The 13,711-nt window shown below is 38.1% G+C and carries 10 protein-coding genes; all 10 read left to right on the top strand.

Annotated features, from left to right (window positions below; translation table 11 throughout):
• Nucleotides 1-29: 29 nt before the first annotated feature.
• Complete coding sequence (locus LFLEISCH_RS08625; protein ID WP_007475504.1) at nt 30-458, top strand: hypothetical protein; 429 nt, start codon at nt 30-32, stop codon at nt 456-458.
• Complete coding sequence (locus LFLEISCH_RS08620) at nt 445-1,371, top strand: dipeptidase (RefSeq protein ID WP_007475502.1); 927 nt, start codon at nt 445-447, stop codon at nt 1,369-1,371. The genes LFLEISCH_RS08625 and LFLEISCH_RS08620 overlap by 14 nt, the downstream gene beginning before the upstream one ends.
• 143 nt (nt 1,372-1,514) lie before the next feature.
• Nucleotides 1,515-2,858 (top strand): RNA polymerase factor sigma-54, encoded by a 1,344-nt coding sequence (gene rpoN / locus LFLEISCH_RS08615; RefSeq protein WP_007475501.1) that lies wholly within the window; start codon nt 1,515-1,517, stop codon nt 2,856-2,858.
• 404 nt (nt 2,859-3,262) lie between these two features.
• On the top strand, nt 3,263-4,309 hold the full coding sequence (locus LFLEISCH_RS08610; RefSeq protein WP_007475499.1) for a sugar-binding transcriptional regulator: 1,047 nt from the start codon (nt 3,263-3,265) through the stop codon (nt 4,307-4,309).
• Nucleotides 4,310-4,344: 35 nt separating this feature from the next.
• A complete protein-coding gene (gene gap, locus LFLEISCH_RS08605) occupies nt 4,345-5,355 on the top strand; it encodes a type I glyceraldehyde-3-phosphate dehydrogenase (protein WP_007475497.1) in 1,011 nt (336 codons plus the stop codon).
• A gap of 148 nt (nt 5,356-5,503) precedes the next feature.
• Nucleotides 5,504-6,694, top strand: a complete 1,191-nt coding sequence (locus LFLEISCH_RS08600; protein ID WP_007475495.1) for a phosphoglycerate kinase — start codon at nt 5,504-5,506, stop codon at nt 6,692-6,694.
• Nucleotides 6,695-6,727: 33 nt separating this feature from the next.
• Nucleotides 6,728-7,483 carry a triose-phosphate isomerase gene (tpiA, locus tag LFLEISCH_RS08595; RefSeq protein WP_007475493.1) on the top strand — a complete coding sequence of 252 codons (756 nt, stop codon included), beginning with the start codon at nt 6,728-6,730 and terminating at the stop codon, nt 7,481-7,483.
• 1 nt (nt 7,484) lies between these two features.
• Nucleotides 7,485-9,017 carry a 2,3-bisphosphoglycerate-independent phosphoglycerate mutase gene (gene gpmI / locus LFLEISCH_RS08590; RefSeq protein ID WP_007475491.1) on the top strand — a complete coding sequence of 511 codons (1,533 nt, stop codon included), beginning with the start codon at nt 7,485-7,487 and terminating at the stop codon, nt 9,015-9,017.
• 333 nt (nt 9,018-9,350) lie between these two features.
• Entirely contained in the window at nt 9,351-10,643 is a 1,293-nt protein-coding gene (gene eno, locus LFLEISCH_RS08585) for a phosphopyruvate hydratase (protein ID WP_007475489.1), read from the top strand.
• 399 nt (nt 10,644-11,042) lie between these two features.
• The coding region (locus LFLEISCH_RS08580; protein ID WP_007475487.1) for a beta strand repeat-containing protein at nt 11,043-13,711 on the top strand (2,669 nt) is incomplete at its 3' end.

The raw sequence follows: 13,711 nt of genomic DNA, 5'->3' as shown, positions 1-13,711 counted from the left end.
TATTAATCCCGTATATAATGAGGTTAATAATGAGAAAAGGTGATAAAATGGGATTAAAAGATAGACTTGAAAATGAGCTATTTGATTTTGCTAAAGAAAACAATTTGACCATTTCCGATATTCGTTTAATGTATGCGGGGCCCACAATGCGGACACGCCACACTCTCGTTTTAGCCTTCACGAATGTTGGTATGTTTACTTTTCAATTTAAATTAGGTGAAGCGGAAATGCATTTTTTGGATAAATCCAAGCTTCACAAAATAGAAATGCGTAAGAAAACGCTTGTTTATGAGCTTAAAATACAAGCTTACACTGAAGAAAATAAACTTGAAGAAGGTAAGTATTTAGTGAGTAAACGTGTAATGGGGCGAAAGTGGCATCAAGAAACTGTTAATAAACTATTGAGTTTAGAAGGACGAGCGTTATATAAGGAGGAGTTTGACCATGAAAGTCATTGATATGCATTGCGACGTGCTTTATAAATTACAAAAAGCAAAAGGACGTCTTACATTTCAAGATGCGCCTGAACTTGATGTCAATTTTGAACGTTTACTGGCTGGAGATATTCTACTTCAAGGGTTCGCTATTTTCTTAGATCCGGAAGTACCTGTAGAACAAAAATGGAAAAAAGCAGTCGAACAGGGGAATATTTTTAAACAGCACATTTTACATCGTGACGGCAAAATAAAAATGCTTAAAAAATGGACTGATTTGGAAAGCTTACCTGAGGGGAAAATTGCAGCTGCCCTTACGCTGGAAGGTGTGGAACCTATCGGGCAAGATTTAAACCGTTTAGAGCAAGTTTTGGACAGCGGAGTTCTTTCTGTAGGTTTAACTTGGAACAATGCGAATTTAGCAGCAGATGGGATTTTAGAGCCCCGCGGAGCAGGTCTTACACAGTTTGGACGGGAAATCATTCATCGCTTAAACGAAAGAAAAATTTTCACAGATATGTCTCATTTAAGTGTAAAAAGCTTTTGGGATGCAATTCAAATTGCTGAATTTCCAATTGCAAGCCATTCAAGCGCAAAGGAAGTTTGCTCGCATGTCCGAAATTTAGATGATGACCAAATTAAGGCGATGATTGCACACGACGCTATGATACATGTGATTTTCCACCCGCTATTTACGACAAATAGTGGAACTGCAGATATGGAAGATGTCATACGTCATATTGATCATATTGCTGAACTAGGCGGAATTCGAAATATTGGCTTTGGTTCAGATTTTGACGGAATTCCTTCACATATAAAAGGGCTTGAAGATGCAAGTAAATATCAAGATTTCATAGATGTATTATTAAAGCATTTTTCAACAGAGGATGTAGCTGGTTTTGCGAATCAAAACTTTATGAATCATTTGCCACGTTAGAATGCGACATTAAAGTTGTCGTATTTTTTAAAAACAAAAAAGAGAAAAATAGCTTATACTTTTGAAAAATTTATCTTTTCACGAGAGATTTAATCCCATGTTATAATAAAGAAGAAAAGTATATGGAAAAGGAGGTTTTTAACATGAGACTCGAATCCAACTATGTGCAAAGTCAGAAGCAGAAGCAAACCATGAAACTTGCGATGACACAGCAATTATCGCAATCTATTGCCATGCTGCAATTTACAACAGCTGATTTAACCACTTTTTTGGAAGACAAGGCTCTTGAAAACCCTCTTATTGAAGTGATTTACGGTCAGGATATCGCAACGGATTACTCCTACACAAAGAAAAAAAAGAATTTTGATACGGATAATGATTGGCTGGAGCAAGTAGCCGACACGCGTGAAACCTTAGCAGAACACTTAAAAAACCAAGTGGCATTAATGAAGCTAGGCTATCATGAGAAAATCATTCTATTATATCTCATTGAAAGTTTAAATGAAGCGGGGTATTTAGTAACGGATATCGAAACGATTGCGACAGGGCTTTTAATGAGCGAAGAGGCTATTCTATCTGGTCTTGAAGTTTTGCAAAGCCTAGAACCTGCTGGCGTTGGAGCGCGTGATGCGAAGGAATGTATCCTCCTTCAAATCGACCGTTCTCCTGATGCGCCGTACATTGCCTATGATGTCATTTTAAAATATTTTAACGAGTTTGCAGAGAAAAAATGGAAGCCTATTGCAGATGATTTTGAAGTACCACTTTCGGAAATTCAACAAGTTTCAGATTTTGTTCAGACCTTAAATCCAAAGCCGGGACTCGAATTTGAAAGCGAACGTGTCCAATACGTTGTGCCGGATTTAATCCTACAGCAAGATGCAGAACAACTATTTGTTTCTGTCGCTAAACAATTTATTCCGCAAATTAAATTTCAAAACGAGTACTATAAAATGATGCAAGATACAAAAGAAAAAGATGTTTTGAATTTCTTAAAAGATAAAACCGGCGAATATGACTGGCTTGTAAGAGGAATTGAGCAACGAGAAGATACTTTAAAACGTGTAGGTAAGGCAATTGTAGCGCATCAAAAAGAGCATTTCTTGAAAAATGCTCCACTCGAGCCGCTCACGCTAAAAGAAATAGCAGAAGAAATTGGTGTCCATGAGTCTACGGTTAGTCGAGCTGTAAACGGGAAATATATGGAAACAAACCAAGGCGTTTTTGAATTAAAGTCCTTCTTTTCATCAGGTCTACAACAGAAAAAAACAAGCGATGCCGGTGCAAGTGACGTTTCCAGCGCAAGCATTAAACAACTTATAATGGATTTTGTAAAAGAAGAGCCTAAAGCTAAACCACTCTCTGATCAAAAAATTGTTGATTTACTTCAAGAAAAAGGGATTGAAGTCTCTCGTAGGGCGATTGCGAAATATCGAACAGAATTAAATATCCCCTCTTCTTCTAAAAGAAAGCGATTTGATGAATAAAAGACGGATTTTGTCCCGATTTGCAATTTGGTGGGACGGAATTCGTCTTTTGTAAAATGGCGATGGTATTCAATCCGTTAGAAGTGAACTTGGCGTATGAGTTTAAGCAAACTAAATGTTTTATTTTTGTAAATAGAAGATTGCTTTTTCATAAATGTCCCACTTATTACTTGAAGAAATTTTAAAAGGCTGTTAGAATAAGAGCGTAGGGTAATAAAAGAATGATAAAGCTTCACCATAAAGCACGTAGGGCGAGAGAAGGTAAGAAAAAGAGAAAGACATAGGATTTGAAAAATTCATCCAGTCGAAAACTTAGAAACCTTTATCTCCACTTTTTTTAGTTTCAACGGGACGTTTGATGACTATGCGGGTCGATTAATGTCCAAAGGCGAGGAGCAATTAAAATGTCAGATTTAATTAACATTCAACAAAAGTTATTACCCGACGTTTTAGCGGTCATGCAAAAACGCTATCAAATACTTCGTTCCATTTATTTTGCAGAGCCTGTTGGCAGACGGACTCTAGCAGGAATGCTCGGAATGAGTGAGCGCGTTCTTCGCGGCGAAGTTGAATTTTTGAAAGCACAAGGTCTGATTGATATTGCATCATCAGGGATGACCGTGACAAAAGAAGGGCTCATTGTTTTTCGTGATTTAGAAGGCATAATGAATCAGCTATCCGGTTTGCATTCAGCAGAAAATAGACTGGCAGAACTTTTACAAATAAAAAAATGCTTAGTCGTGCAAGGCGATAGCGATATTACACCATGGGTACGCGAAGAAATGGGTCGTGTTGCTGTAAAACAACTTGATTTAGCATTAGTTGAAAAACGCAATGTTGTAGCTGTAATGGGTGGTTCTACAATGGCAACCTTTGCAGATACAATGCCAAGCGATTTTGCTAAAGGGCGAGAATTACTTTTCGTTCCTGGGCGAGGTGGAATTGGCGAAGATTTAGATAATCAAGCCAACACCATTTGCGACCGCATCGCAACAAAAACAGGTACCAAACACCGTGTTCTATACGTGCCAGAACAATTAGGTGAAGAAGCTTATCAATCTCTTATGAAAGAACCTGCGATTCAAGAAGGGTTGCGCTTGGTACAATCCGCAAACGCAATCGTACATGGTATCGGTGACGCGCTTACGATGGCCAAAAGACGCCATACAAGCGATGAAGTTATCGAGAAGATTACACGTCTATCCGCAGTCGGCGAAGCATTTGGTTATTATTTTAATGAGCAAGGCGAGGTTGTACATAAAGTTTCTACATTCGGCCTGCAATTTGAAGATTTAGCCAAAATCCCGCACATCATCGTTGTTGCTGGTGGGACTTCAAAGGCGAAAGCAATTAAATCGTATATGAAAAGTGCTCCTGAAAATACGATTTTAGTAACAGACGAAGGAGCAGCAAATATGCTTTTAAATGGGAGTAAAGCCCATTTGAAATAAAAAAATTTCACTTATTTTCGAGGAGGAAATAACTCATGACAGTTAAAGTTGGTATTAATGGTTTTGGACGTATTGGACGCTTAGCATTCCGTCGTATTCAAGAAGTAGAAGGAATTGAAGTAGTAGCAATCAATGACCTTACAGATGCTAAAATGTTAGCACATCTTTTAAAATATGACACAACACAAGGTACATTTGGCGGAGACGTTGAAGTACATGATGGTTTCTTTAAAGTTGACGGTAAAGAAGTTAAAGTTTTAGCTAACCGTAACCCTGAAGAATTACCATGGGGCGACCTAGGTGTTGAAATCGTTCTTGAATGTACTGGATTCTTCACTACTCAAGAAAAAGCTGAATTACACTTAAAAGCAGGCGCTAAAAAAGTTGTTATCTCTGCTCCAGCAACTGGTGACATGAAAACAATCGTTTACAATGTTAACCATGAAACACTTGACGGAACTGAAACAGTTATCTCTGGTGCAAGTTGTACAACTAACTGTTTAGCTCCAATGGCTAAAGTTTTAGACGATAGCTTCGGAATCGTAGAAGGTCTTATGACTACAATTCACGCTTACACTGGTGACCAAATGACTCTTGATGGTCCACATCCTAAAGGTGATTTCCGTCGTGCTCGTGCAGCTGCTGAAAACATCGTTCCTAACTCTACTGGTGCTGCTAAAGCAATCGGTGAAGTATTACCAAGTCTTAAAGGTAAATTAGACGGAGCAGCTCAACGTGTTCCAGTTCCAACTGGTTCCCTTACTGAACTTGTAACAGTTTTAGACAAACAAGTAACAGTTGATGAAGTTAATGCGGCAATGAAAGCTGCAAGTGATCCAGAAACATTTGGTTACACTGCTGATCAAATCGTATCTTCTGACATTAAAGGTATCACTTTTGGTTCTTTATTCGACGAAACTCAAACAAAAGTTATGTCCGTTGGCGACAAACAATTAGTTAAAACTGTTTCTTGGTATGACAACGAAATGAGCTACACTGCTCAATTAGTTCGTACTTTAGAATACTTCGCTAAAATTGCAAAATAAGCCTGAATTAAATAAGTTTTAAACGAATAGGCGGAGACATGAATTTGTTTCCGCTTGTTTTCTGAAGTTATTTAATGAAACACTAAAAGCTTACAAACTCAATTTACACTAGCGACTGTGTATTTTGTTATTATCAGGAGGAATCCAAATGGCTAAAAAAGTAGTGACTGATTTAGACTTAAAAGACAAAAAAGTGCTCGTTCGCGTTGACTTTAACGTACCAATGAAAGACGGCAAAATTACAAACGACAATCGTATTGTAGCTGCTCTTCCAACAATTAAATATATTGTTCAAGAAGGCGGAAAAGCTATTTTATTTTCCCACCTTGGAAAAGTGAAAACAGAAGAAGATAAAAAAGACAAATCACTTCGCCCAGTTGCTGAACGCTTAAGCGAATTACTTGGTAAAGAAGTAAAATTTGTTCCTGTAACGCGCGGCCCTGAACTTGAAGGAGCTATTTCTGATATGAAAGACGGAGATGTCCTTCTATTTGAAAATACGCGTTTTGAAGACGTTGACGGTAGAAAAGAAAGCGGCAATGACCCTGAACTTGGTAAATACTGGGCTTCTCTAGGCGATGTATTTGTCAATGATGCATTTGGAACAGCTCACCGTGCCCACGCATCAAACGTTGGAATTGCCTCCAACTTAGATTCAGCTGCTGGTTTCTTAATGGAAAAAGAAATTAAATTTATCGGTGGGGTAGTCGAAAACCCAGATCGCCCACTTGTAGCTATTTTAGGTGGCGCGAAAGTATCTGATAAAATTGGCGTTATCGAAAACTTATTAAAAGTTGCAGATAAACTTTTAATTGGTGGCGGTATGGCTTATACATTTATGAAAGCAAAAGGCTATGAAGTCGGTATTTCTCTACTTGAAGCAGATAAAGTTGATCTTGCAAAACGTTTAATGGAAGAAGCTGGTGACAAACTTGTACTTCCAATTGACACTGTTGTCGCAAAAGAATTCAGTAATGATGTTCCTTTCCACACAGTCGCATCGGATTCAATTCCTGCGGATGAAGAAGGACTTGACATTGGTGAAAAAACAATCGAACTATTTGCAAAAGAGCTTGAAGGTGCAAAAACTGTTATTTGGAATGGTCCAATGGGCGTTTTTGAAATGAGCAACTTTGCAAAAGGTACAATTGGTGTTTGTGAAGCTATCGCTAATTTAAAAGATGCAACAACAATTATTGGTGGCGGCGATTCAGCTGCAGCGGCAATGCAACTTGGTTTCGCTGATAAATTCACGCACATATCAACTGGTGGAGGAGCTTCTCTAGAGTATCTAGAAGGTAAAGAACTACCAGGCGTAGCATCAATTAGTGATAAATAAAAACAAATTTTTTAGTTCGAAAGGATGTTTTTCATGCGTAAACCTATTATTGCTGGAAACTGGAAAATGAACAAAACCGCTGCAAAAGCGGCAGAATTTGTAGAAGAAGTAAAAGGAAAAGTACCTTCTAAAAGCGTTGTAGACTCCGTAGTAGCTTCACCATCTCTATTCCTTCGCGATTTAACTCGCTTAGCTGAAGGAACAGACTTGCAAATTTCTGCGCAAAACTGTTATTCAGAAGATGAAGGAGCTTTTACTGGTGAAACTAGTCCATTTGCTCTTGCAGATTTAGGTGTTTCATATGTAATTATTGGACACTCTGAGCGTCGTGAGTATTTCCATGAAACAGATGAAGATATTAATAAAAAAGCACATGCTATTTTTAAACATGGTATGACACCCATTATTTGCTGTGGTGAAACACTAGATCAACGTGAAGCTGGTCAAACAGAAACTTGGGTTCGTGGACAAATTCGTTCTGCAATTGCTGGATTAACAGAAGAACAAGTGAAGAAATCAATCATTGCTTATGAGCCAATCTGGGCAATTGGAACTGGTAAATCTTCTACAAGTAAAGATGCAAACGAAACTTGTGCAGTTATCCGTGCGGAAATTGCTGATGCGGTTTCTAAAGATGCGGCAGAAGCTGTTCGTATTCAATACGGCGGAAGTGTAAAACCGGAAAATATTGCTGAATACATGGCAGAATCAGATATTGATGGTGCTCTTGTAGGCGGCGCAAGCTTAGAACCTAAATCTTTCTTAGCTTTATTGGAGGCAGTAAAATAAAATGAGTAAATCTCCTGTAGCGATTATTATCTTGGACGGATTTGGACAACGCGCTGAAACAGTAGGAAATGCTGTAGCACAAGCTAATAAACCAAATTTCGACCGTTACTGGGCTGAATTTCCACATAGTACATTAAAAGCTTCGGGTCTTGATGTTGGACTTCCAGAAGGCCAAATGGGTAACTCCGAAGTGGGACATACGAATATTGGCGCAGGTCGAATTGTTTATCAAAGCTTAACTCGTATTGACAAAGCAATCGAGGAAGGCGAGTTCCAAGAAAATAAAGCCATTAATAACGCATTTAATCATACAAAAGAAAATAATTCCGATCTTCATCTATTTGGTCTTTTATCAGATGGTGGAGTTCACAGCCACATTAATCACCTTGTTGCTCTTTTAGAAACAGCAAAAGCAAAAGGGGTTAAAAACACATACATCCATGCTTTTCTTGATGGGCGTGATGTACCACCTCAATCCGCTGTAAGCTATTTAAAAGAACTTCAAGCGGCTATAGAAAAACTTGGTTATGGTGAAATTGCTACTGTTTCTGGACGTTTTTATGCGATGGATCGTGATAAACGCTGGGAACGTGTTGATAAAGCATACAAAGCACTTGTGTATGGAGAAGGCGAAAAATTTGAGGATCCAATTGAATTAGTGGAAACTTCTTATGAAAATGGTAAAAACGACGAATTTGTTGTACCTGCTGTCATTGCAAAAGATGGTGAGAAGGTAGCAACTGTAAAAGATAATGATGCAGTCATCTTCTTTAACTTCCGTCCAGACCGCGCTATTCAACTGTCCAATGCTTTTACAGATACAGAATGGGAACATTTCGACCGTGGGGAAAAACATCCTAAAAACGTGAAATTTGTAACCATGACGTTATACAATCCAAGTATTGATGCTGAAGTAGCCTTTGAACCGATTGAAATGAAAAATGTAATTGGGGAAGTATTGTCTGATGCTGGCTTATCGCAACTGCGAATTGCTGAAACAGAAAAATACCCACACGTTACATTCTTTATGAATGGTGGAAGAAATGAAGAATTTCCAGGCGAAAACCGGATTTTAATCAATTCACCAAAAGTTGAAACTTATGATTTAAAACCTGAAATGAGTGCTTATGAAGTTACTGATGCTCTTGTTCAGGACATTAAAAACGATAAGCATGATGCGATTATTTTAAACTTTGCTAACCCAGATATGGTCGGACACTCTGGTATGCTTGAACCAACAATTAAAGCGATTGAAGCTGTGGATGAAAATCTAGGCCGCGTAGTCGATCTTATTTTAGAAAAAGGCGGTTCAGCTGTTATCTTTGCCGATCATGGAAACTCTGAAACAATGTCTACGCCGGAAGGTAAGCCGCATACAGCGCATACTACGGTACCAGTTCCTGTTATCGTAACTAAAAAAGGCGTTACATTACGTACAGACGGTCGTTTGGCGGATGTGGCACCAACTATGCTTGACCTACTAGGTGTTCAAAAACCTGTTGAAATGACGGGTGAAAGTTTAATTGAGAAGTAAAACAGGTTTTTACTTTCGTTTTTACTAAAACAAAGCTACAATAAAAATGTAATTTAAAATGTGGGATCGAATGATTTGAAATAGGACCAATATGTGTGGTTTCTGAGAAGCTAGGTTTTGGCTTTGAGGAATCTTGTGGGGAAGTTGTGTGTGTTTGGAAGATAGTTTTGCGAGGAACTCTTTAAGGATTATAAATTCTCGAAAGAGGCTTTTAATACGATTATAAGTTCTTGTGAAGAGTCTTTTGAGGATTACATGTTCGCTTTGCTCACATGCATATTGGGACTCTAACTCACTTTGTTCGAAGAGTCCCAACAAAGGAGAAGATTATTAATGTCTATTATTACTGAAGTATATGCACGCGAAGTTCTTGATTCCCGTGGTAACCCAACTGTTGAGGTAGAAGTTTATACAGAAGCTGGTGCATTTGGTCGCGCGCTTGTTCCAAGTGGTGCATCTACAGGTGAATATGAAGCTGTAGAATTACGCGATGGCGATAAAGGCCGTTACTTAGGTAAAGGTGTTTTAAAAGCTGTTGAAAACGTAAATGATATCATTTCTGATAAAATTATTGGTTTTGACGTTACTGATCAAATCGGTATTGATAAAGCAATGATTGACTTAGATGGTACACCAAACAAAGGTAAATTAGGCGCTAATGCTATCCTAGGCGTTTCTTTAGCTGCTGCTCGTGCTGCTGCTGATGAATTAGGCGTACATTTATATGAATACATTGGTGGAACAAATGCAAAAGTTCTTCCAGTTCCAATGATGAACATCTTAAACGGTGGCGAACATGCGGATAATAACGTTGATATTCAAGAATTCATGGTTATGCCAGTAGGTGCTGCTAACTTTAAAGAAGCGCTACGTATGGGTGCTGAAATTGTTCATGCACTTAAAGGCGTTCTTAAAGGTAAAGGTCTTAACACTGGTGTTGGTGATGAAGGTGGTTTCGCACCAAACTTAGAATCTAATGAAGAAGCAATCGAAGCGATTATCGAAGCAATTGAAGCTGCTGGTTACAAACCAGGCGAACAAGTTAGAATTGCAATGGATGCAGCGTCTTCTGAGTTTTATAACCGCGAATCTGGTAAATATGAGCTTAAAGGCGAAGGCGTTACCCGTACTTCTGAAGAAATGGTAGCTTGGTATGAGGAAATGATTAATAAATATCCTATCATCTCTATTGAAGATGGTTTAGATGAAAACGACTGGGATGGTTTCAAACTTCTTACAGAACGTATCGGTAAAAAAGTACAATTAGTTGGTGATGATTTATTCGTAACTAACACTGAAAAATTAGAGCAAGGTATTGAAAAAGGTATCGCAAACTCTATTTTAATCAAAGTAAACCAAATTGGTACTTTAACTGAAACTTTAGATGCGATTGAAATGGCTAAACAAGCTGGCTATACAGCAGTAGTTTCTCACCGTTCTGGTGAAACAGAAGATTCTACAATTGCTGATATCGCTGTTGCAACTAATGCTGGTCAAATCAAAACTGGTGCGCCAGTTCGTACTGACCGTGTTGCGAAATACAACCAATTATTACGCATTGAAGATAACCTTCAAGACCTTGCAGAATACCGTGGTCTTAAAGCTTTCTACAATCTAAAAAAATAATTAGTAATTTATAAAAAGCACTGCCCACATGTTGTGGGCAGTGCTTTTTAATTTGCCTATTTATACTCATCAGTATGTATAAATATAGTCATAAAATGCAAATATAAAAAGCATTATTTATATGAAAGCGTTCTATAATAGTATTATTATGCGTTTTTTTGTCGTTTGTAACAAAATGTTCACGGAATCAAGATGCTTTTTGAAAGTTATATGTATAAAAGAAGCATGATATTCGTTAATATATTCGGAGAGGAAATATTTGAACAATTAAAGCATTTTTGTGAAATTGTTAAGAGGTTCCTTTGTATGAATGACGTATTTTAGGACAAACAGAAAAGGAGGAGAAACTGTAAGTTAAAAGTAGTAAAATAAGCGAATTATTAATGGAGGAAAGTTTAAATGACAAAAAAGAATACTTCTAGAACTCTAAAAAAAGTGATGACTGGTTTTGTGGTCTTCAACGTTTTTGCTTCTTCGTTTCTTACAGCTCTACCAACGATAAGTAGTGCAACAGAAAGTTCAGAAGGACAAGTTTCTAGACCTAATCTTCGTGCAAGTACGACCAATTTATTAAAGAATCCAAGTTTCAATTTATCAGGGGGAACTATCCAAGATTGGGATTTTGTATATTCAAATGCTTATTTATTGGCTGGAGCACCAGTTAATGCTTATACACCATTCGCTGGCTCAGATGGTTGGTTTTATAACCAAAGTTATTCCCCTTTTATTGGTGTGAGTGTAACAGGAAATTCTACAGCGCAATTTATGGCAAAAGTTACTAACAATAACTCAATGAGTTACCTTAAACAAACAGTTAATACGGTTTCTGGCGGTTTGTATACAGTTAAGTATAATTCAAGTGTAACTTCTTTCTCAAATACTGGAGATACTCAACCATGGGTAGGTAGTGCTGCAAGAAATAAAAATGAATCTGTCGATTTAGGAAACTACTATTCTAATGGTGGTGGACTAAGAACATATGATTTTATTGCCGCTGGAACACAAACTGATATCTTATTTGGTGGCGGAGTTGACTCGAAACAATCACCAAGAGAAGCTATTACAAATATTGGATCTGTAAGCGTGGTTGATAATTCTACAACCATTAACTCTCTTACAAGTGCTTCAACTGTCGTAACAGGTACAGCTTATCCTGGCCAAGTGGTTATTATTTCTAATGGAACAACTGAGCTTGGGAGAGTTACTGCTAACTCGACAACAGGAGCGTATTCATTAAATATCGCACCTCAAGCTAAAGGGACTGTTGTAACTGCACTTGTTTCAAAAGGTGGTAAAACTTCAAGAGCTAATACTACAGTTGCCAATGACAGAATTGCTCAAACAACTATTAATGAAATTTATAGTGATGATACACAAGTTTCTGGTACAGCAGAAGCAGGCAGTCATGTAGTTGTAAGAAATAGTAGCAACACAGTTATTGCTGAAGGTACTGTTTCTGCGAATGGCACATATCGTTTTAATATTACACCGCAAAATGTTAATGATACAATTACAGCAACAGCTACTGAGGACGGGCAAACTTCTTCTGCGAATACTGTAGTTAAAGGTAATCCTGCCCCGCAAGTTAACCCTGTGTCTGATACACACACTCAAGTTACAGGACAAGGACAAGCAGGGTTTAATATTACTGTATCGATTAATGGCATCACGTATACAGGTGTAGCAAATGGAAATGGAGCTTATTCGGTTACAATTCCAAGACAACAAGTTGGAACAAAAATTAGTGTGACACAAACAAATCCGAATAATAATAAAATTAGTCCAATAAGAGAAGTAACTGTCACTGGTTCAACATTGGCAAAACCAGTTATCGAACCAGTTTCTGTTGGAGATACATCAGTTGTTGTTACAGGTATTCCCGGGGCTGCAATTAATTTTACAGATCAAAATGGAGACGTTTCTACAAAAACTGCTAATGCTTCAGGTAGAGCAACATTCTATGTTGATCCAGCTCGTGTAAATGATGTTTTTTCTGCAACACAAACGGGTGATAATGATGTAGCGAGTGAAAGAGCTACTTATACAGTCCGAGATACAACAACACCAAATGCACCGCTTGTAAATCCAGTGTCAGACGTTCAAACACAAGTAACTGGAACAGGTGCTGCTAATCACACCATTAGGGTGACGATTAATGGCATCACGTATACAGGCACAGCAAATGGAAGTGGAGCTTATTCCGTTACAATTCCAAGACAAACAAGTGGAACGAGAATTGAAGTGACACAAACGAATCCAAACAATGGTAATGTAAGTCCAAAAGGAGCCGTAGCGGTTTATGATACGACTTTAGGTGCACCAAAAATTTCAGCAATTAATGTAGGGGCAACTCAAGTAACCGTAACGGGTGCGCCAAATGCATCTATTAAACTAAAATTACCAAGTGGATCAGAAGCTACTGCTACTGCTAACTCCCAAGGGGTTGCTGTATTTAATGTACCGGCAGCTCAAGTAGGACAAGTATATGAAGCAACACAAACAGGTGGAAATGGAAAAGCAAGTGTAAAAGATACATTTACTGTAGTGGATACAACAACACCAAATGCACCGCTTGTAAATCCAGTATCAGATGTTCAAACACAAGTAAATGGAACAGCCTTACCAAATTATAGAGTTACTGTAACCATTAATGGTGTCACATATACAGGCACAGCAAGTGGAAGCGGGGCTTATACAGTTCTTATTCCAAAACAAACTAGTGGAACAAGAATTGAAGTGACACAAACGAACCCAAACAATGGTAATGTGAGTCCGAAACAATCTGTAATAGTTTCTGACACGACTTTAGGTGCGCCAAAAATTTCAAATATAAAAGTTGGCGATACACAAGTAACTGTAACAGGTACAGCAGGAGCACGCATTACATTAACATTACCTGGTGGAAGTAAGCCATCAGTGACAGCTGATGGAACAGGGAAAGCAATATTTAGTGTACCGGCAGCTCAAGTAGGACAAGTATATGAAGCAACACAAACAGGTGGAAATGGAAAAGCAAGTGCAAAAGACACGTTTACTGTTTCGGATACAACAACACCTCTAGCACCACA

Source organism: Listeria fleischmannii subsp. fleischmannii LU2006-1, from assembly GCF_000344175.1.
GTDB classification, from domain to species: Bacteria; Bacillota; Bacilli; order Lactobacillales; family Listeriaceae; genus Listeria; species Listeria fleischmannii.
Note: the sequence above shows the minus strand (reverse complement) of the source record. Positions and strands in the feature narration are given on the sequence as shown.